At 68.2% G+C, this 20,369-nt stretch carries 14 protein-coding genes and 3 pseudogenes; 5 read left to right on the forward strand and 12 right to left on the reverse strand.

Translation table 11 applies throughout. The features are described from left to right. Nucleotides 1–33 precede the first annotated feature (33 nt). From NC4_RS12010 to NC4_RS12020, 3 genes and pseudogenes are all read left to right on the forward strand, one after another. Nucleotides 34–948, forward strand: coding sequence for an ABC transporter ATP-binding protein (locus tag NC4_RS12010; protein ID WP_067536543.1), 915 nt, complete (start codon nt 34–36; stop codon nt 946–948). Nucleotides 949–1,361: 413 nt separating this feature from the next. Continuing rightward, a pseudogene (locus NC4_RS45285) lies at nt 1,362–2,554 on the forward strand (ABC transporter permease). 3 nt (nt 2,555–2,557) lie between these two features. After that, nucleotides 2,558–3,667, forward strand: coding sequence for an FAD-dependent monooxygenase (locus NC4_RS12020; protein WP_157554589.1), 1,110 nt, complete (start codon nt 2,558–2,560; stop codon nt 3,665–3,667). Between the two features lie 111 nt (nt 3,668–3,778). Here NC4_RS12020 and NC4_RS12025 read toward each other — a convergent pair whose 3' ends face one another. From NC4_RS12025 to NC4_RS12040, 4 genes are all read right to left on the reverse strand, one after another. Then, nucleotides 3,779–4,504 carry a 2OG-Fe(II) oxygenase family protein gene (locus tag NC4_RS12025; RefSeq protein ID WP_218021052.1) on the reverse strand — a complete coding sequence of 242 codons (726 nt, stop codon included), beginning with the start codon at nt 4,502–4,504 and terminating at the stop codon, nt 3,779–3,781. Then, nucleotides 4,488–5,159 (reverse strand): hypothetical protein, encoded by a 672-nt coding sequence (locus tag NC4_RS12030; RefSeq protein WP_218021053.1) that lies wholly within the window; start codon nt 5,157–5,159, stop codon nt 4,488–4,490. Before NC4_RS12030 ends, NC4_RS12025 begins: the two co-directional genes overlap by 17 nt. Before the next feature lie 339 nt (nt 5,160–5,498). Beyond that, nucleotides 5,499–5,984 carry a DUF488 domain-containing protein gene (locus NC4_RS12035; protein ID WP_067536549.1) on the reverse strand — a complete coding sequence of 162 codons (486 nt, stop codon included), beginning with the start codon at nt 5,982–5,984 and terminating at the stop codon, nt 5,499–5,501. Between the two features lie 7 nt (nt 5,985–5,991). After that, nucleotides 5,992–6,345 (reverse strand): YybH family protein, encoded by a 354-nt coding sequence (locus tag NC4_RS12040; protein WP_067536550.1) that lies wholly within the window; start codon nt 6,343–6,345, stop codon nt 5,992–5,994. A 60-nt stretch (nt 6,346–6,405) separates the two neighbouring features. On the opposite strand from NC4_RS12040, the gene NC4_RS12045 reads away from it, so the two are divergent. After that, a complete protein-coding gene (locus tag NC4_RS12045; RefSeq protein ID WP_067536553.1) occupies nt 6,406–7,401 on the forward strand; it encodes a helix-turn-helix transcriptional regulator in 996 nt (331 codons plus the stop codon). 37 nt (nt 7,402–7,438) lie between these two features. On the opposite strand, the pseudogene NC4_RS12050 reads toward NC4_RS12045, so the two are convergent. From NC4_RS12050 to NC4_RS12075, 6 genes and pseudogenes are all read right to left on the reverse strand, one after another. Beyond that, nucleotides 7,439–8,236 (reverse strand): annotated as a pseudogene (locus tag NC4_RS12050) (imine reductase family protein). A gap of 99 nt (nt 8,237–8,335) precedes the next feature. Next, a pseudogene (locus NC4_RS12055) lies at nt 8,336–9,381 on the reverse strand (serine hydrolase domain-containing protein). Between the two features lie 85 nt (nt 9,382–9,466). Continuing rightward, on the reverse strand, nt 9,467–10,282 hold the full coding sequence (locus tag NC4_RS12060) for an AraC family transcriptional regulator (RefSeq protein WP_245721640.1): 816 nt from the start codon (nt 10,280–10,282) through the stop codon (nt 9,467–9,469). A 44-nt stretch (nt 10,283–10,326) separates the two neighbouring features. Next, on the reverse strand, nt 10,327–10,716 hold the full coding sequence (locus NC4_RS12065) for a VOC family protein (RefSeq protein ID WP_067536558.1): 390 nt from the start codon (nt 10,714–10,716) through the stop codon (nt 10,327–10,329). Nucleotides 10,717–10,736: 20 nt separating this feature from the next. Continuing rightward, complete coding sequence (locus tag NC4_RS12070) at nt 10,737–11,414, reverse strand: response regulator transcription factor (RefSeq protein WP_067536561.1); 678 nt, start codon at nt 11,412–11,414, stop codon at nt 10,737–10,739. Then, nucleotides 11,411–12,658 carry a sensor histidine kinase gene (locus NC4_RS12075; protein ID WP_218021055.1) on the reverse strand — a complete coding sequence of 416 codons (1,248 nt, stop codon included), beginning with the start codon at nt 12,656–12,658 and terminating at the stop codon, nt 11,411–11,413. The genes NC4_RS12070 and NC4_RS12075 overlap by 4 nt, the downstream gene beginning before the upstream one ends. 466 nt (nt 12,659–13,124) lie before the next feature. Between NC4_RS12075 and NC4_RS12080 the strand changes: the two genes are divergently transcribed. After that, nucleotides 13,125–15,425, forward strand: a complete 2,301-nt coding sequence (locus NC4_RS12080; protein ID WP_067536564.1) for an MMPL family transporter — start codon at nt 13,125–13,127, stop codon at nt 15,423–15,425. Here NC4_RS12080 and NC4_RS12085 read toward each other — a convergent pair. Next, a complete protein-coding gene (locus NC4_RS12085; protein ID WP_067536566.1) occupies nt 15,371–20,095 on the reverse strand; it encodes a non-ribosomal peptide synthetase in 4,725 nt (1,574 codons plus the stop codon). The genes NC4_RS12080 and NC4_RS12085 overlap by 55 nt on opposite strands. Beyond that, nucleotides 20,038–20,349 carry a hypothetical protein gene (locus tag NC4_RS12090; RefSeq protein WP_157554595.1) on the reverse strand — a complete coding sequence of 104 codons (312 nt, stop codon included), beginning with the start codon at nt 20,347–20,349 and terminating at the stop codon, nt 20,038–20,040. Before NC4_RS12090 ends, NC4_RS12085 begins: the two co-directional genes overlap by 58 nt. Between the last annotated feature and the right edge of the window lie 20 nt (nt 20,350–20,369).

Genomic DNA, 20,369 nt, shown 5'->3' on the forward strand with positions numbered 1-20,369 from the left:
CGGGGAGGAACAGGTCACCACGGAGGGCCCGCCATGGGCAGCGATGCCGTCGTCGAAATCGCCGGGCTGAGGAAGACCTTCGGCCGCACAACGGCACTGGGGGGATTGGATCTCACCGTAGCGCCGGGGGAGGTGCACGGCTTTCTCAGGCCGAACGGGTCGGGGAAGACCACCACCATCCGGATTCTGCTGGGGTTGCTGCGCGCCGATTCCGGGACGGTGCGGGTGTTCGGCGCCGATCCCTGGGCCGATGCGGTCGCCCTGCACGAGCGTCTGGCGTATGTGCTGGGGGAGGTGGTGCTGTGGCCGGGGATCACCGGCGGCGAGGTGATCGATCTGATGGGCCGGTTGCGCGGTGGGGTGGATCGGCGGCGCCGGGACGAGTTGCTGGAGCGATTCGAGCTCGATCCGCGGCAGAAGGCGCGCGCGTACTCCAAGGGCAATCGGCAGAAGGTGGCCTTGGTCGCGGCGCTGGCGGGGGCCGCCGAGCTGCTCTTGCTGGACGAGCCGACGGCGGGTCTGGACCCGATCATGGACGCCCGGTTCCGGAGTTGCGTCCGGGAATTGACCGCGCAGGGGTGCATGGTGCTGCTGTCGAGTCACATTCTGGCGGAGGTGGAGGCGCTGTGCGACCGGGTGAGCATCATTCGGCACGGCCGCACCGTGGAGACGGGGACGCTCGCCGAACTGCGGCATCTGACGCGCACCACCGTCAGCGTCGATACCGTGCGGTCGCCCGCCGAGCTCGACCAGGTGCCCGGCCTGCACGGTCTGGTCGTGGACGGTTCGCGGGCCCGATTCGATGTGGATCCGGCGCATTTGGACGAGGCGCTGCGTGCGGTGGCCGCGCTGGGTGTACGTGATCTGGTGAGTACGCCGCCGACGCTCGAGGATATTTTCCTGCGTCATTATCGAGACGATGCCGAGCCGGTGGGTGAGCGCGCATGACGATCTCGACGACAGGACTGCGCGAGGACACCGCCGGGGCCGGGGTGCTCCTGCGATTCGCCCTGCGGCATGAACGACTTCCGCTGGTGGCCTGGGTGTGCGGGGCGGCCGGGATGCTGGCCCTGCAATCGCTGAGCAGCCAGCGCTTCTACGACACGCCCGAGAAGCTCGCGCAATTGCGCCGCACCATGGGCGGCAATGCGGCGGCGGTGGCCATGGGCGGCCCGGAGCGGCTGCTGGACACCATCGGCGGGGAGGTGCTGTTCGAGGTCCTGGGGTATGTGGCGATCGTGGTCGCGCTCATGAGCATGTTCATGGTCGGGCGGCACACCCGCACCGATGAGGAGACCGGGCGCATGGAGCTGATCCGCTCCGCGCGGGTCGGGCGGCGGGCACCGGCCATTGCCGCGCTCATGCTGGCGGGGCTCGCGGATGTCATTGCGGGACTGGCGGTTTTCGCCGCCGCCGTCGGCACCGGGCTACCGGTATCCGGCTCGCTGCTGGTCGGGGCCGCGATCACCTGGGTGGGGTTGACCTTCGCGGCGCTCACCGCGGTCGCGGCGCAGGTGTTCGAGAATCCGCGCAGCGTCTACGGTTCGGTCGCGCTGCTCCTCGCCGTGGCGTATGTGCTGCGGGCGGTCGGCGATGTCGGGAACGGCGCGCTGTCCTGGGGATCGCCGCTGGGCTGGGCGCAGCGCACCTATCCGTATGTCGAGAACCGATGGTGGCCGCTGCTGTTGTTCCTGGCCGCGGCGGCGATCTCGACCGCGGTCGCGTTCGCCCTGCTGACCCGTCGTGATTTCGGTGCGGGTCTGCTGCCGTACGCGACCGGGCGGGCACACGCCTCCGCGGCGCTGCGCTCACCGGCCGCGCTGGCGTGGCGGCTGCAGCGGGGGACATTGCTGGGTTGGGTGGTCGGCGTCTTCGGCCTCGGCGCGGCCTACGGTTCGTTCGCCGACAGTATCGAGCAGTATCTCGCCGACAATCCGGAATTCGTCGCCTATCTGCCCGGCGGTGCGGCCGATGCGGTGAACTCGTATCTGGCGCTGTCGCTGTCGATGCTGGCATTGCTGTGTTCCGCCTACTCGATCACTGCGGTGCTGCGGGCGCGCTCCGAGGAGGCCGATGGGCGGGCCGAGCCCATTATCGCGGCCCCGGTGAGCCGATATGCCTGGCTCGGTGGGCATTTGAGCGTGGCGCTGGTCGGCAGCACGGTGGTGCTGGCGGCCGGGGTCTCGGGGAGGGGCTGACCCACGGTCTCATGATCAGTGATTCGGGCGAGCTGCCCCGGCTCACCGCCGCGGCTCTCGTCTATCTGCCCGGCGTGTGGATCATTGCCGCGGTCGCCACCGTCGCCTTCGGCTGGTTGCCGAAGATCGCGATTGCGCTGGCCTGGTCGCTCTTCGCCTACTGCGCGGTCGCTACGCTGTTCACCGAGTCCTTCGACCTACCCGATTGGTTCGACGAGGCATCGCTGTTCGCGCACACGCCCCTCGCGCCGCTCGAAGGCGTCACCGCGGCGCCGATGCTCATACTCCTCGCTCTCGGCGCGGCGGGTATCGCGTTGGGAATCAACGGTTTACGCCGACGCGACCTAGGAGCATGACCCTTGACCGATGGGATGGGACGAGCGGGCGTCGTCGGCGGCGGTATCGCGGGGCTCGGGGCCGCGATCGCCTTGCGGAGCGCGGTCTGGGAGGTCACCCTCTACGAGCAGGCGCCGGAGTTCGGTGAGGTGGGGGCGGGTATCACCCTGGCCGCCAACGCCTTGACGGTGCTCGACGCCATGGGCGTGGGGGAGATCGTGCGATCCGCGGCCATCACCAATCGGCGCGGTTGCGCTCGCAATCACCGCGGCCGCGTCCTGGTCGACGCCCGCATCAGCGACTTCGCCGGTGGCCTGGTCGCGCTGCATCGCGCCGATCTGATCGCGATCCTCTCCGCCGCACTGCCGCGCGAATGTGTCCGCACCGGCACCCGGGTGCTGGCCGCCGACCCTGCCGGGCGTATCGAAACCGACACCGGCACAGCCGAATACGACCTGGTGGTGGGAGCCGACGGCGTCAACAGCGTGGTCCGCCGCACCGTGTGGCGGGAACCGGACCCGCTGCGCCGCAACGGAATGCGCGCCTGGCGCTGGGTCCTGGACGAGCCGCCACCCGATCCGGTCGGCGTGATCTGGGGCAGCCACGCGGAATTCGGCATCGTCCCGATAGCGGGCGACCGCACCTACGCCTTCGCCGCGGCCCGCCCCGGCATCACCACCCTGGACTACTTCACCGACTGGCCCGATCCCATCCCCAAACTGATCGCCGCCGCCGACCCCGCCCGTATAGTCATCGACGAACTACTCGAAACACGCATCGCCCGACACCTGGGCACCGGCCGAGTAGCCCTCATCGGCGATGCCGCCCACGTCATGCTCCCCACCCTCGGCCAAGGCGCGGGCATGGCCATCGAAGACGCCCTCACCCTCGCCGCCCACGCCCCCGACCTCTCCGCCTATTCCGCCGCCCGCCGCCGCCGAGTAGCCACCACCGCCTTCCTCTCCCGCCACGGCATGCGCATCCCCGTCCCCAACTCCAAAGCCCTTGCCGCCCTCCGCGACATCGCCGCCCTCCTCACCCCGAACCCCCTCGCCACCCGCCTGTTCCGCCGCGCCAACAGCCGAGCCCTCCGCGGCTGGCGCCCGCCCACCCGACCGGCATCGGCCACCTAGGTCTGCGTCCCCGACCCGCCGCGCGAAGTCCCCCGCGCGCCGGTTCAGCGATATCCGAACGAGTGGCCGATCAGATGGGTGGCAGCAAGTCGCTTGTGCTGACGGTGTAGGTCAGTGGTGGGTAGCGGAAGTCCGACTCGTGGTTCTCGCGGCGGCGGAGTTGGTAGAACTCGCGCTGTTGATCGTCGTCGGCCGGGGTGAGGGGGTGCCTTGGGGGAGGTGTGGGTGTCCGGTGTGGAATTGGAGGAGGGTCTTGGAGGTTCGGAAGGTTACGCCCAGCCAGTGGTTTTCCGTTGCGTGGGCGGATGTGTCCAGGACGATTTTGTGTTTGAGTCGTCGATTCGTGGCGAGGGAGAAGGCGACGAAACTGTTGTGGGCTAGGGGGATTTCGAACTTCTCGCCGGGGCCCTTCGGTTCGAAGACAAGTCTTCTGGGCGGGGCCGCTTCGGGGTGCTGGTAGCAGGAGAAGACGGCGATGAACGAGTCGGCGGCCAGATCGAGGGCTTGGTCGGAATGGCTGCCCATGGTGGCGTAGGCGTTCGTGTACACCTCGAGGAGAGCGTTGTTGAAGGCGTTCGAGAGTCCAGCGCGGGCCTGGATCCGCTGTGCCAGGCGGTCGTGAATCGGGCGGAAACGTTGTGTTGGGCTGCCGTATCGGGTGGTGGTGCGGACGAGCGGCACGTGGCCCGCCGCATCGGGTTTGGTGAGGGTGGCGCCTCGCCGACCCTTTCCGACGTCTTCCAGGAGGGCCGACGCGGAGAGTTGTGCGAAGAGGTCCTCGTCGGTCGGCACGGCGTGCGAGATGATCTCGTCCGAGATCCTAGGCTCGGGGGGCAAGGTAGTCTCCCGTGTTCATGCTGAAGTTGAATCGGTCGCCGTAGTCGACGAAAGACGAGGTCCTGTTCTCTTCGGCGTACAGCTTGCGTAGTTCGTCCATGCCTTCCGGGGTGGGCGGCGCCAGCTGCACCAGGTTTCCGGCCCTTTTCAGGTACGTTTGGCCGTTCTTGTGCACGGCTTCGGTGTTCGAGCAGCGCACCACGTATCCGAGGCGGGTCGGCAGCAGTTCGACGTCCAGCATCGAGGGCCGGATTTCATGGGTGTACAGGCGGTTGGTGGACAGCGGCATGAAGAAGACGGAGCCGGGATAGAGGGTCAGGGTGAACTGTGCGGGGAGCGTGGACCGCTTGGGCTCCTGGACCGAATCCTTGAGGCGGAAGCGGAGTTTCGTCAGGCCGCTGATGTTCTTCACGCCGTAGTCGAAAGCGTCTTCGGTCAGGGGCTGGAGCTTGTCGAGCCCGTCGTAGAAGGTGCAGAAGGCCATGATGCCGTTGACGGGCATGTCCTTGGTTTTGTCGGCGTGGGCGGAGATCTTGGCCTTGGATTGCTTCCATCCGGGTGTGGCATGGGTGTTGTGGTAGATCTGCGCGAGGACGTGATTGAGGGGCGCGTGGTCTTTGAAGATACTGGCGGCCTTGTGATTCAGAGCCGCCACGATGCTCGTGTCGGTCGTGCCGAAGTTTCTCGGTGGGCCCCGAGAGATTCGTGGAGCAGCGGAGCAGGCGGAAGTGCAGTTCGTCACCGCTGCGCGTGACAGGCGTCAAGTAGATGCCGCTGCGATGGGCTGCCCCGGGCTTGGTGGACTCGGTGAGGGACTGGAACTCGTGCTCCGCGCGGATTCGCTCGAAATGGTTGTTGCCGAGGTCGAAGAAGCGGCGGTAGAACACGCCGACACCGTGCACATCTTCGGCCTCGGTCACGTGCGAAATCATCCACGGAGGCTAGCAATTCAGACAAACGTCAACGAACGCGCCGTAATGCCGCTCGTGGTGGCTCATTTCGGGCGGAGGTGGGTGATCGGGAGGTTGTGGTTGGCGTGGATGCGGGCGGCTACGAGTGAGCGGTGGCAGGCCTCCGGATCGCGCTCGACACAGAAGAGGGCGATCGCGGAGTCGGGCGGGAGGGTGTGGACGAGGGTGCCGAGGTCGTAGGGCTCGAGGATTTCGTGGGTGTAGCGGTCGGTGTAGGCGGGGGCCAGAGTGATGCGGTTGCGCTTGCCTACGCCCTGGCGGTCGTCTTCGCGGTATTGGAGGTGGCGTAGTTCGGTGGTGGGTGCCAGATCCTTGATGTGGCGGTAGTCGATCCGCGCCGCGGCGAGCGCACGCTGGAGTCGGGCCGAGTTCGCCCAGGAGTAGTCGGGGCCTCGGACGCCGCGGCGTTGGCGCAGGTCCAGGAGGAGGGCCACGCGCTCGGTGGTGAGTTGTTCGAGGAAGGTCGCGGCCGTGAAGCCGTAGACGCCGATTGTCGTGATGCGTGTCATCTCAGTGTCAGGGCACCAGTACCGGCTGGTCGACGGCCCACAGCCAGGAGCCGTCGGGCTGGCGGCGGGCGATCTCGACGGTCATGTCACCGGTGGTCAGGGTGGTCGCCGTGAGGGCCAGGTCGCCGCTGACCAGCGCCGGATGCGGTCTACCGGGCAGGAGTTCGGGAGCGGCGGCGAGGAACTGTTCGTAGACCTTGCGGATCTCGGCATGTCCGGTGGCGAGATTGCCGGGCGGGAAGGCCAGGACGGCGTCCGGCTCGTACAACGCCACCAGTCCGTCGACATCGCCCGCATTGGCGCGTTCGATGAAGTACTTGCCCAGGTCGTTCGGCTCGGTGGCCACTCTCTTGTCGGTCATGCATATAAGGTTGCCAACGAAACATGACACCTCCTGTCATGTATTTACGAGAGGTTTCCAATGCGCGCCGACCGGTTGGTCTCGCTGGTCTTGCTGCTGCGCCAGCACGGTCGGATGTCCGCGCCCGCATTGGCGCGCGAACTGGAGGTGTCCACCCGTACCGTGCTGCGCGATATCGAGGCGCTGTCGGCGGCCGGGGTTCCGGTGTACGCGGACCGCGGCCGCCACGGCGGATTCACCTTGCTGCCCGGTTTCCAGACCGAGCTCACCGGGCTCAATCACGACGAGGCCCTCGCCCTGCTGGTTGCCGGATCACGCCGCGGCGCACAGGCATTCGGGCTCGGCGGCGCGGTCGCGTCGGCCATGCGCAAAGTGGTCGACGCGCTGCCCGAGAGTTCTCGGACCACCGCGGCCGGTGCGGCGGAGCGCCTGCTCATCGATCCGGAGATCGATCTCTTCTCGCGCCCGCTGCAGGCCGAGGAAGTGCCCGCCGCGGTGGTGACCGAGGTCCGGCGCGCGGTATTCGCCGGACACAAGCTGCGCATTCATTACGCGGCCGTGGACCAGACCCCGCAGTGGCGCACGGTGGACCCGATCGGCCTGGTCACCGTGCGCGGGCAGGGCTATCTGCTGGCCACGAGGTCCGGCGCGGACCGCACCTATCGGATGTCCCGGATTCTGGCGGCCGAGGAGCTCGCCGAACCCGCACAGCGACCGGAACGGGTGGACCTGGACCAGGCCTGGCGGGAACGCGGCACCCGCTTCCGGACCGGCGGCGACCTCGTCACCGTGCTCGTACGGGTGGACCCGGCGAGCCGGGGCGAGCTGGTGGGCACTTCCCTGGCCGTCCTGACCGAGGACACCGACCCGGACGGCTGGCTGCGCCTGGAGGTCACCTTCCAAGACTCCAGACACGCCATATGGGCGCTGTGGCAACTCGCCTCACACGCGGAAGCCCTTGCCCCGCAATGGTTACGCACGGCACTGCGCGACCGGTCCGCCGCGCTCGCCGCCCGCTACGCGGCGCCGTCCGGGGAATTGCCCGCGGCGGACTGACGGGCATATGCGCCGGACGTCTCCTGGCCGCGTCGAATCACCACCCCTTGGGTGAGCCAAGGGTTTCGATGAGACTTGCGAAGCTCTGCATACCGAACCCGGCGTCGATCCCCGTGCGGGTAAGGGAGCTGATCAGCCGAGGAAGCCGGGAATCGACGCCCTGCCCCTCGGCGGTGCGAATCAGCTGGTCCATCAAGGGCGCGTCGAGCTCGAGTCATTCCTCGTCGCCCGGATACCTGCGATCGTCGATCTGCCGGGCGTAGTCGATGATCACCGGGCCGATCGTCGTCGACATCCAGTGAGTCAGCAGCGGGGCCGTCGTCGTGGCCGGGATGTCGGCCGTGACCAAGAGCGCGGCGCTGTAGAGGTATCCGGTGAGAGTCGTCCACGCGAAGTTGAGCATGGCCGTCTCGTAGAGGGTGGTCGTACCTGGATCGGATCCCAGAAAGGTTGCGCTGCCCAGTGTTTCGAGCATCGCCCGGTGGGCGTGGAACAGGTCCGGCGAGCCGCTGTACACGAGCACGGTCTCGGATCGTCCGACGTGTTCCGGATGCCCCATGAGCGCTCCGTCGAGAAATCGCCCGCCTCGCTCGGTGATTCGAGCGGCCAACCCGCGAATGTGCGCGTCGGTGCCCGAGGTGAGGTTCATGACGTCGTGAGCGGCGAGATACGGTTCGGCGCGGTCGAAAACGCGGGCGGTGGTGTCGAAGTCGTCCGTGAACAGCAGGACCACGGACGCGGCGGCAACCGCCGCTTGCGCGCTGTCCGCCAGTGTCGCTCGCTCCGGCCACGATGGTCCGAGAACGGCGACCGACGATGTTGTTGGCGTTGACATTCGAGCTCTCCCTGCGCTGCGGCGTCACCGTGCGTGTACGCGGATGCCGCCACGCTAGAACCTCACATCGATGTGAGAGTCAAGGAGAAAGCCGAGATATCAAGCGCCCAGCGCCAGTTGGGTGAACGCCCCGAGTGCGTGGTCGATGGGATGTGGCTGTGGCGTTCCGGTCGAGTCGAGTCGGTTCCATCGCTGGAGGTTGACCGCGAACGACATTTGCCGACTGCCGTCGGCGCTGGTCATGGACATGGCGCCGCCGCCCCATACCGAACCGTCGTGGCCCCAATGGATTCCGCGGCCGGGCACGGTCAGCTTGTGCAGGCCCAGTCCGTAGTCGATCGTCTTGCCGTCGAACGAAATGACCGGAACGGTGCGTTGCATCTGTGCCAGGGCTGCCGGGCTGATGATTTCACCGGCGAGCAGGAGGGCGAAGAAGCGGTTCAGGTCCGTGACGGTCGATATGAGCGAGGCACCCACGACATGTCGAAGACGCTGTAATCGCGGGGCGGGGTGATCATGCCGAACCATTCCTCGTAGTGCAGTGAATGCGGTCCGGCGATATGCGGTCCGGTCGGAAGTTCGGTGTCGCGCAGCCCGGCGCGTTCGATGATGTCGGCGGTGATGTATTTGTCCGCCGACATGCCGGTCACCGACTCCAGGAGCTCGCACATGAGCAGGTAGTTGGTGTTCGAGTACACCCCCGGTGTGCCGCCCGGGGTCCCGGTGGCGGGCGCCGATACCCCCAGCTCGATCAACTCGGTCGGGTGGAATCGGGTGAGCCGGTTGTCATCCAGGCTCTCCGGCGTCGTTTCGGTCAGAGCGGGAAAGGCGGCGAGGGACGGGTACGCGTGCGGAAAATACTCGGCGAGGCCGCTGGTGTGATTGATCAACATGCGGACCGTGATCGCCTGCCCGCGTGCACCGGGCACCAGCCGCGGCAGATAGTGGCCGATGGGCCTGTCGAGTTCTATTGCGCCGCTGTCGACCTGACGCAGTACCGCGGCGGCGGTGAACGACTTGGTGATGCTGCCGACGCGATGTCGCATATCGGCCGTGACGGGGCGGCCGGTCGTCACATCGGCGACTCCGGCCGCGCCACGCCAGACCTGATCGCCGTCGCGCACTTCGGCGAACACTCCGGGCATGCCCGCGTGATGAACGGCCGCCAAGGCGGTTTGCAGCTTCTCGGGATCGAATGTAGTGGTCACGCCACCACTCTCGACCGAGTGGTCACGCGCCGTATTGGAAAATTCTTCCCCATGCCGCGTACCGGTGCCGGGCGATCGCGGGCAGATAGTTCACCGCCAGCGATCCGGGCGTGCGGTCGGCGAAGATCGAGACGTCTCGGCACAAATGCGCTTGATCGGTATACCCGCAGTCCGCGGCGACCTCGGCAGCGGGCGTGCCCGCCAGCAAACCGTCGACGGCGCTGCGGAACCGGACCAGCATCGCCGCCCGTTTGGGCGTCAGCCCGATCTGCGACTCGAACCGCGCCCACAGTCGCTTATGGCTCCAGCCGAGGGATTCCGCGAGGTCCCCGATCCGCACCTGCCCCCGCGAGGCCAGGATCCGATGCCACCCCCCGATTACTTCCGGATCGGGCGCCCGCACCGACTCGTCACAGTGCGCCAGAAACGATTTCGTCACCGCGAACCGCTCGTCCCACGTCCCCGCGGCCCCGAGCTGCTCCCGCAACCGCCGCGCCCGCGCACCCCACAAATCCCCCAGCTCCGCCACGCTCCCACCCAACTCCGTCGGTGAGATCCCGAGCGCCGAATAGGCCCGTTCGGCCGACAACCGAACCTCGATGCATTCGGCCCGCTCGCTCCGCACCCGCATAGCCTCCAGCGGCAGCCCCGCGACGAACCCGCCGAGCGCCCGCCGCCCCACCGCATCCTCGACGACCACCTCTCGCCCGCCGAACTCGATCGCCACCGTGACCGCCGCCGCCCCCGCAACCCGCAGATCCACCCCCGCCCCACCCACATCCCGATACCCGATGATCGCCACCCCGCGCGGCACACCCCCGACCGCGCGAACTCCCACCCACCCGACTTCCGCCCGAAATCCACACCGCCCACCAGTCCAGGCTACGGGCCGAGCAGGTCCCACTTGTTGCCGGAGATGTCGAGGAAGACGGCTACCTGCCCGTAGGGTTCGGTGCGGGGGGTGGTGGTGAACTCGACTCCGGCGGTGCGCATTCGGTGGTAGGCGGCGGTGAAGTCGGGGACGCGGAGGAAGAAGCCTACGCGGCCGGAGAATTGGTTGCCGATGGCGGCATGCTGGGTGGGGCCGTCGGCTCGGGCGAGGAGGATGCCGGTGGCCGTGTGGGGCGGGCGGACCACGACCCAGCGTTTGTGGCGGCCGTCGTTGGTGCGGGAGGGGGAGTCCTCGATCAGATCGAAACCCAGGGTTTGCACGAAGAATTCGATGGCGCGGTCGTAGTCCTCGACGATGATCGTGATCAACTCCAGGTGCACACCGTGAGCGTACCGGGCCGTCAATGGCCGATGTCGTGCTCGCCAGGGGTGATCAGGCCGCTTTCGTAGGCGAAGACGACCATCTGGGTGCGGTCGCGCAGGCCCAGTTTGGTGAGAATGCTGGAGACGTGGGATTTGACGGTGGCGGGGCCGATGAACAGGCGGGCGGCGATTTCGGAATTGGTGTGACCGCGGGCTATGGCGGCGAGCACATCGCGTTCGCGATCGGTGAGGCGGTGCAGGCGCTGGGCGACCGCGGAGTCGGCGGCGCGGTGAGTGGTGAACTGGCCGATGAGGCGGCGGGTGATGGTGGGGGACAGGAGGGCGCCGCCATCGGCCACCGTGCGGACGGCGTCGGCGAGGTGGTCGGCCGGAATATCCTTGAGGACGAAGCCGCTGGCGCCCGCGCGCAGGGCCGGGTAGACGTACTCGTCCGGGTCGAAAGTGGTCAGGATGAGGACGCGGACGGGCCAATCCGCCTCGGCGAGCAGGCGTTCGGTGGCTTCTAGACCGTCCATGCCGGGCATGCGGATATCCATGAGGACGACATCGGGGCGGTGGGCGTGCGCCGACTTGATCGCCTCCGCGCCGGTACCGGCCTGGCCGACCACCTCGATATCGCGGTGAATGCCCAGGATCATGGCGAAACCGCCTCGGACGAGGGCTTGGTCATCGACTATGAGAACGCGGACGGTCACGGGCGTCCGCCCTCGAGCGGTAGATGGGCGACCACCCGGAATCCTCCTCCCGCCCGGGGCCCCGCATCCAGGCTGCCGCCCAACAGTAGTGCGCGCTCACGCATTCCGACGATGCCGTGCCCGCCCGCGGGCACGCGGGTCTCGGATGCGGCGCCGTCGTCGAGTATCTCCAGGGTCAGCCCGGTGCGGTCGCGGCTCAGCCCGACCTCGGCGCGCGTCCCCGGGCCCGCATGCTTGAGAACATTGGTGAGCGCCTCCTGCACAATGCGATACGCGAACAGGTCCACGCGGTCGGGCAGACCTTCCGGCAGATCCCGTGCCGCGAAGGCGACCGGAACGCCCGCGGCGCTGATCTGCTCGACCAATCGGGGCAGATCCGCGAGCCCCGGTTGCGGTCCCAGCCAGGCGGAGTCACTGTCCGGGCGCAGGACGCCGAGTAGATGCCGCAGTTCGTCCAGCGCCTCGCGCCCCGCCTCCTCCACCGCGCCCATGGCCTGCACCGCGGCAGTGAGATCCTGGGCCGCAACGGCTTTGGCGGCACCGGCCTGCACCGTCATGAGGCTCACCCGGTGCGCGACCACATCGTGGAGTTCACGAGCGATGCGCGTGCGCTCCTCCGCCATGATGCGTCGCGCCTCGGCGGCACGCTCGCGCAGCACCTGTGCGGCGCGTTCCTCTCGCAGTTGTAGCCTGCGCCCGACATACCAAGCCCCCGTCAGCGCCACGGTGCCGAAAATCGCTTCCTCCCAACACCTTCCGGGATGGTCGAGCCCGTCGATATTGACCGCGGCGATCGCGGCGGCCACTCCCGCCGGACCCCAATAGCTGTCGGGCGCGTACCGGCCGACGCTGTAGAGCGCCACCAAGGTCGCCGCACCGACATAGGCATCGTCGACGACCACGAGCGGAATCCAAGCGACCAGCAGCAACCCCAGCACCGGCAACGGGGCACGGCGTCGCCAATACAGCGCGGCATTCGCCGCCACGAAAACCACCAGCACGAGCGGTGATACCGCACCGAGCGCGCGCCAGTGCAGCGAATCCCCGGGCCCCTCCACGAGAAACACCGTCGCCAGCAAGGCCACGACCGCGAGCACCGCATCCGCGACCCGCGGCCACCGGGCGAACGGACCCCGAAAACCGCGAGCTCCGGCCACAACAGGCGCATCCGGGGACAGCGAACCGTTCGTGGCGGCCCGCCGATGGCCGACCGGCAGCCCGGTCGGTGAGACGTCAGCAGGCACGGCCTCACCGTACGCGCAGTCACACGCACGATCACCCGCCATGAGACGGATTCCATGATCGCCGCACGGCGGATCAGCCCGCCGGATCCCCATGTCGGAACCCGTCTCGCGGCGGAGGCCGGAGCCACCTTCCGGCTGGCGACCGCCCGCTCGACCGCGAGGGCCATTGACCACCGGAGCCGAACCCGCACTTCTGCTCCGCCGCACTGCTGTTCCACAGCGTTGGTGTGTCGCGCCGGTGTGCTCCGACACCGCCGCGTCATGCAACGGCGCTGCGAGGTGCGGGCCGGGGCGTCGCACCGCAGAGCTGCGGTGCAGTGATGTTGGCGCGCTACCGCGCTGCTGCGGTGTCGAACAGCGGATCTGCCGCGGGCTGCCGGGGCGTCGCGGGGTGGTGCTGCGGGTCAGGTTGTGCGCCTTGGGGCTGGACGCCGGGTTGCCGGGAGATTAGAGGGAGAACACGATCATGAACCGATTCACTCGTCGCATCGGTGATGCGGCCGCGCGCCGGCCGTGGCGCACGCTGGGGAGCTGGGCGGCAATGCTTGCGCTGCTGCTGGCCTTGGCCGGGACTGTCGGGGGCTCGTTTGCCGACGACTTCATCGCGCCCGGGAGTCAGAGTGAGACGGCGCTGGGGTTGCTGGAGGAGCGGGTTCCCGAGGCGGCGCGGGGGAGCACCATGGCTGTATTCGCGGCTGCGCCCGGGGAGCGGTTGGATCAGGACCGGGATGCTGTCGTTGCTGCGGTGGAGCGCCTGTCGGAAGTGGACCACGTTGCGGGGGTGATGGATCCGTTTGCGGCGGGCACGGTTTCGGCCGATGGACGGATCGGGTATTCCGAGATCGTTTTCGATGTGGCCGTGACGGAGTTGGGCGCGGCTGTGCTGTCTGTGCTCGCCGAAGCCATGGATCCGGCGCGCGAGGCGGGGCTGGTCGCCGAGTTGGGCGGGGATGCCGCGTTCGTGAATGCCGAGGCTGAGACGTCGGGAATCGAGGCGGTGGGTTTGTTGGCGGCCGTGGTGGTGCTGCTCGTCGTGCTCGGTACCGTTGTGGCCGCCCTGGTTCCGATCGTGATCGCCGTGGCGGCGGTCGCGGTGGGGCTCGGCGGCGTTGTGCTGCTGGCCAATGCGATGGATGTGTCGACGTCGGCGCCGACGATTGCCGCGATGATCGGGCTGGGGGTCGGCATCGATTACGCCCTGTTCATCGTGACCAGGTATCGCGAGCATCGGATGGCGGGCCAGGGCAATGCGGTCGCGCTGTCGCTGGCCATGAGCTCCTCCGGTGCGGTCGTGGTGTTCTCGGGTGGCACCGTGGTGCTGGCCATGGCGGCCCTGGGCTTGACCGGAGTCGGGCTGCTCACCTCGATCGGGTTCGCCACCGCACTGGTGGTGCTGATCGCCATCGCCGCCGCCCTCACTCTGCTCCCCGCACTGCTGGCGCTGCTCGGCGATCGAATCGATGCGGGCCGGGTGGGTTGGCGTCAGCGGCGGGCGGTAGCTCGGTCGGCGCGGGCCACGACTCCGATGTCGAGGGCAGGGATTTCGGCATCCAGGGCAGTGCCACCGGCGTCGAATGGCGGGACCCCGGAGACGCAGGTGAGCGGTCCGGTGATGCGGACGGGATGGTGGCGGTTCGCGCATCGGGTGGCGGGGCGGCCGTGGCCCTATCTGCTGGTTGCCGGGGCGGTATTGGTGGGGTTGGCTACGCCGACGCTGTGGATGGAAACCGGGTTTCCGGATGCGGGGGATGATACGACCCGGGCCAGTCATCGGCGGGCATACGACTTGCTGGTGGAAGGGTTCGGGCCGGGGGTGAACGGGCCGTTGCTGGTTGTCGTGGATCTGCGGCGGGCAGGGGTGGATGGCATGGGTTTGGCGGAGTTGGGGGCGCGGATCGCGGCCGATCCGGGGATCGAACAGGTGGGTGCGGTGCAGTCGGCGCCCGGTGGGGATGCCGTGGTTATCCCTGTTCGGCCCACCACCGGGCCTTCGGATCCTGCTACCGGCGAAACACTCACGCGCATACGCGATCTCGTACCGGACAATGTCGCGGTGGCGGGGATGACCGCGATGACCGACGATCTCACGCGGCAGCTCGATGACACGCTGCCGGTTTTCGTGGCTGCGATCCTCGTGACGTCGTTTCTGTTGCTGCTCATCGTTTTCCGCTCGCTGTTGGTGCCGCTGAAGGCGGTGGTCATGAACCTGTTGTCCATCGGCGGCGCCTACGGCGTTTTGGTCGCCGTCTTCCAATGGGGCTGGTGCGCCGGGCTGTTCGGGCTCGAGGACACCTATCGGATCGCTTCGCCGATACCGGTGATCGCCTTCGCTGCGCTGTTCGGGCTGTCGATGGACTACGAGGTGTTCCTGCTCTCGCGCATCCGGGAGGAGTACGACGCCACCGGGGACAATGCCGAATCGGTGGCGCGGGGCATCTCGGGCACCGGGCGGGTCATCACGGCCGCCGCCCTGATCATGACCGCGGTGTTCATGGGCCTCGTCGTCAACCCGTCACCGATGGTGGCCATGATGGGCCTCGGCTTGGCGACGGCGATCCTGCTCGACGCGACCATCGTGCGGATGGTGCTGGTGCCCGCGACCATGGCGTTGCTAGGGCGGGCGAACTGGTGGCTTCCGGACTGGCTGGAGCGGCGGCTGCTGCGCTTGACTCATCCGGAAACGCTGGAGCCCGAAGCGATCTCCGGTGCGGATTACGGGCTCGGGGCGGTCGGGAAGAATCCGGTCTCGATGAAGAAATCGAAATAGCGGGTCAGTACCGCGGTGTCGACGCCGGGGACGTGCGTGACCGACTGGTCGGGGACCATATCGGAAGTCGTGTCCTCGGCCTCGCCGGTCGTGGCGTAGTTGGTGCTCAAAGCCGCGGCCCGGGACAGTGATTCGTCACCGGTGGCGATGCGCTGCTCGGCAGCAGTGGTCAGCGCCTCCGGGAACTGTTCGGGCGCAATCAGATCCAATGGGTAGCCACGACGACGGACCTCGTCCACGATGGCTCGCAGCGGAAGCGCCCTGCGCGGCGCGAGGTCCACGGCCACCCCGAGCGCAGGCGCGCGGTGTGCCGCCGCCACGATGGCCGCGGCGACGTGATCGACCGGCAGCATGGCGATCTCCGCACCGGTGAGATCCGGCGCGGAGCCGATGACGAGCATGGAGCGCAGCATCGTCCACCAGGCGTCGTCGGTTCCGGCCGCGCCGGTGCGGGAATCGCCGGTGATCAGGCCGGGACGGTAGATCGTGGTCGGAATGCCGCGTTCCGCACCGGAGCGGACGAGTCGCTCGGCCACCCACTTGGTCAGGACGTAACCGGGCAGGCCGGACGGCACGTCGATGGTCTGCGGGGATGAGCTGGTCGACACGTAGCGCACCGGTTTCACCCGGGTAGTGGTGGCCAACCGGAGTACCTCCGTGGTGCCCGCGACATTCGCGGCGCGCATCCGGTCGTACGGTTCGAGATGGTTGACCAGCGCGCCATTGTGGTAGATCACGTCGATCCGCTCGGCAAGCCGGTCGAACTGCTGCGGGCCGAGGCCGAGCCGAGGTTTCGCGAGATCGCCTGGGATGGCGATGATTCGGTCGTCGCTCCCGGACAGGTCGATCCGATACCGCGCCGCGGCGGCAAGTATCCGGGCATGGGCTGCCGCACTGTCGGCGGCCCGAACCAGGCAGTAGATCGTGGCCGATGTCTGCCGGAGCAGCTCGCGCAGCAGGAATGCACCGAGGAATCCGGTTGCGCCGGTGAGCAAGACGGCCTCGGGCGCATCGGAGCGCGGGGGAAGGCATCCTGCCACAGTGATGGCCTCCTCGAGCACCGTATCGGCGCGCGGATCGGGCCCGCTGGTCTCCGCTGTATCGCGCCGCAACGCGAGGGCGAGCTGCGAGACCGTCGAGTGAGCGAACAAGTGCCGCAACGGCACCGGAATCCCGAGACGTTCGGCGAGCGCTGCGCGCACCCGCACCGCCGACAGCGAATTGCCGCCGAGCCTGAAGAAGTCGTCGTCGAGTCCGACCTGATCGACGCCGAGCGCGGTGGCGAAGACCTCGGCCACGGCCCGCTCATCGGCGGTGACCGGTGCCCGGTACTCGCGGTCCGGCATCTGCGGATCGGGCAGCGCGGCGCGATCGAGCTTGCCGGTCGCACCGAGCGGGAATTCGTCCACGACCATCAGGTGCGCTGGAATCATGTAGCCGGGCAACCGGTTTTGCAGCGAATCCAGCACTTCAGCGGTATCGACCGCGCCGGTGGCGCGGACGTAGCCGATGAGCTGTTCGCGGCGCACCGTGACGGCCGCACAGGTGACCGCCGGATGCGCACGCAGGGCGGCTTTGATTTCTCCGGGCTCGATACGCTGCCCGCGCAGCTTCAATTGGACGTCGGTGCGGCCGAGATACTCCAGCGCACCGGTTCGGTTGCGGCGCACCAGATCACCGGTGCGATACATCCGCGCACCCGCAGGCCCGAACGGGTCCGCAGCGAAACGCACCGCAGTGCGCTCGGTTTGGCGCAGATAGCCGCGCGCCAGCTGCGCCCCAGCCAGATACAGCTCGCCAGGCGTACCCGGCGGCACCGGATGCAGGCGTCCGTCGAGCACATAGGCCCGGCTGTTCCAATGCGGGAGGCCGATCGGCACCGATCCGCCACCGGTCGTTTCGACATCGCCGTTCGTCTCCGAGTCGGCTTCGGTTGGTGCGGTGCCCAGGTCGGTGACGTCAGCGCCCGTAATGGAGACCGTTGCCTCCGTCGGCCCGTACAGGTTGTGCAAGCGTGCCGGGGAGGCGGCGGTGAACCGGGCGATTGTTGCGGCGGGGAGTGGCTCGCCGCCTACCCAGACTGCGCGGAGTGAGGAGAGGGACTCGGGTGCGGCGGAATCCAGCAGGACGTCGAGTAGTGACGGGACGGACACCGTCGTCGTCACCTGTCGGTGGGCGATCAGTCGGGCCAGGAGGCCGGGATCCGTGCGCTCCTCGGGGGCGGCGATGACCAGGTGTGCGCCGACGCTCAGTGGGGCGGCGTAGCCGATCAGGGACGCGTCGAAGGTGAACGGGACCGACTGGAGGAAGGTATCGGCCTCGGTGAGTTGGTATTCCGAGGTGAGGAAGGAGAGGTGGTTGACGATGGCGGTGTGTGGAATGCCGACGCCCTTGGGGCGGCCGGTGGAGCCGGATGTGAAGATCACGTAGGCCAGGTCCTGCTCGCGCAGTGGGCGGAGCCGATCGGCGTCGGTCAGGGGAGCATCCGAGAACGCGGATAGGGCAGTGGGATTCGCGACATCATCGAAATGGGTGGTCGGCCGGTCAGCGAGTTCGAGTGCGTGATCGTCGGTCAGGACGCAGATCGGGTCGGCGGTGGCCAGGATGTCGAGGGTGCGGGCGGCGGGTTGGGCGGGATCGATCGGCACGTAGGCCGCACCGGCCTGGACGATCGCGTACATGCCGGTGACCAGGTCCGGTCCGGGGCGCATGGCGAGGCCGACGGTGGCGCCGGGGCCCGCGCCCAGAGCGATGAGCTTGCGGGCCAGACGGTTCACGCGTTCGGCCAGTTGGCCGTACGTGAGGGACTCGTCGCCGCAGGTCACCGCAGGTGATGCGGGGGAGCGCCGTGCCTGCGCGGTGAAACCGTCGAGTAGTAAGCGGTGCGCTGGGGTGCGATGCTGCCCGGTCGACGAGGCCAGCTGGGCGGCCTGCTCCGGCTGGTCCAGCAGGGGCAGATCGCCGATGGGGCGCTGCGGTTCGGACACGGCGGCGCGCAGCAGCGTGAGCAGTCGGCGGCTCATCTCGTCGACCGTCGCGGCGTCGAACAGGTCCGTCGCGTACCGCCAGGAACAGAACAGGCCCGCCGCGCAGTCAGAGTCCGCGGGCGGGACCACGGTCAATTGCAGGTCGACCGGCGAGATGGCCTCGCCCAGTTCGAGCGGAGTGACGATCAGGTCCGGGAGCCGTAGTTCCTGGCTCTGGAAGTTCTGGAAGGACAACGCCACCTGGAACAGCGGATGATGCGCCTGGCTGCGTGGCGGGTCGAGCTCGGCGACCAGGCGTTCGAAGGGAATGTCGGCATGTGCGAAGGCGCTCAGATCGCTGTCGCGGACGCGATCGACGAGGTGCGCGAAACTCTCCGAAACGTCTGTGCGTGTGCGGAGGACGACGGTGTTGACGAACATGCCGACGAGATCGTCGAGTTCTTGTTCGGCGCGCCCGGCGACCGGTGTGCCGATCGCAATGTCGCTCGTGCCGGACACTCGGGCCAGCAGTACGGCCAGCGCCGCGTGCACCACCATGAACAGGGTGGCGTCGCGATCGGCCGCGAACTGTTTCAGCATGCGATGCAATTCCGCGTCGATGTGAAATTCCTGTGCCGCACCGCGATTGCTCACGACCGGCGGGCGCGCCCGGTCGGCGGGCAGTTCGAGCAGCGGCGGCAATCCCGCGAGGTGTTCCCGCCAGTACCGCAGCTGTTCGGTCAGCAGTGACTCCGGATCCGCTGCCGCACCGAGCACTTCGCGCTGCCAGATGGCGAAATCCGCGTATTGCACCGGCAATGGCGTCCACTCCGGTGCAATGCCCTGCGTGCGGGCTCGATAGGCGACCATGAGATCGCGGGTCAGCGGCGCCAGCGAAGTGCCGTCCGCCGCGATGTGGTGGATCACCAGCGCCAGCACGAATTCGGCGTCGGCAAGCTGGAACAGCCGGAGACGCAGCGGCACCTCTTCGGTCACATCGAATCCCGCGCCCATGAACTCGATCAGGTCCTCGCGCAGCGCGGATTCGGTTGTGGGGACGGGCGTCATATCGAGCGCCACCTGCGCGGCGGGCAGGATGCGCTGATATCCGCTGCCCTCGTACTCGGGATATACGGTGCGCAGCACTTCGTGCCGTTCCAGCACGTCCCGCATGGCCGCATCGAGTGCATCGATGCACACGCCACCCGAAAGGCGCAGTGCTACGGGGATATTGTGCGCGTCCGATTCCGGATCCAGCCGGGCCAGGAACCACATCCGCTGCTGCGCCAGCGGCAACGGCACGTGCTCGCCCCGCTCGCGTGGCGTCAACGGCACATATCGCGCGGGCGCGGTGGCGAGCTCGTCCACCGCGGCCGCCAAGGCCGTCACGGTGGGATACTCGAAGACGGTCCGCGCCGCCACCCGCGTGCCCAGCGCCGCCCGCAATCGCGCCGCCACCCGTGTGGCGAGCAGCGAATTGCCGCCCAGCTCGAAGAAGTCGTCGTCCGCACTCACCCGCGGCGAGCCGAGCAGGTCCGCGAAGACCGATGCCACGGTCCGCTCGGTAGGCGTCACCGGATCCCGATACTCGCGAGCCGTCAGCACCGGCGCGGGCAAGGCCGTGTGATCCAGCTTGCCCACCGGTGTCAGCGGAATGCCGTCGATGGCCATGACCGCCGCGGGCACCGCATGCCGGGGCAGCACTTGCCGCGCGCGCTCCAGCAGCGCCGCGACATCGACATTCGATTCCGCGCGGGCACCACATAGGAGACGAGCCCATCGACGCCGCTGGGCAGCCGCCGCACCACCGTGGTGGCGAAGGCGACCGAATCCGCACCCGCGAGCATTGCATCGACCTCACCGAGCTCCACCCGGAACCCGCGAATCTTGACCTGCGCATCGGTCCGGCCGAGATACTGCAACTGCGCGCAGCCGTCGCTGCCGGTGACCCAGCGCACCACATCGCCTGTGCGACATC

Source organism: Nocardia crassostreae (assembly GCF_001613405.1).
Taxonomy (GTDB): Bacteria; Actinomycetota; Actinomycetes; order Mycobacteriales; family Mycobacteriaceae; genus Nocardia; species Nocardia crassostreae.

Coding starts and splice junctions, on each gene's coding strand:
- NC4_RS12035 (WP_067536549.1), bottom strand. CDS start 5,984: ATGACACGCATCACGACAATCGGCGTCTACGGCTTCACGGCCGCGACC.
- NC4_RS12045 (WP_067536553.1), top strand. CDS start 6,406: ATGCGCGCCGACCGGTTGGTCTCGCTGGTCTTGCTGCTGCGCCAGCAC.
- NC4_RS12080 (WP_067536564.1), top strand. CDS start 13,125: ATGAACCGATTCACTCGTCGCATCGGTGATGCGGCCGCGCGCCGGCCG.
- NC4_RS12010 (WP_067536543.1), top strand. CDS start 34: ATGGGCAGCGATGCCGTCGTCGAAATCGCCGGGCTGAGGAAGACCTTC.
- NC4_RS12040 (WP_067536550.1), bottom strand. CDS start 6,345: ATGACCGACAAGAGAGTGGCCACCGAGCCGAACGACCTGGGCAAGTAC.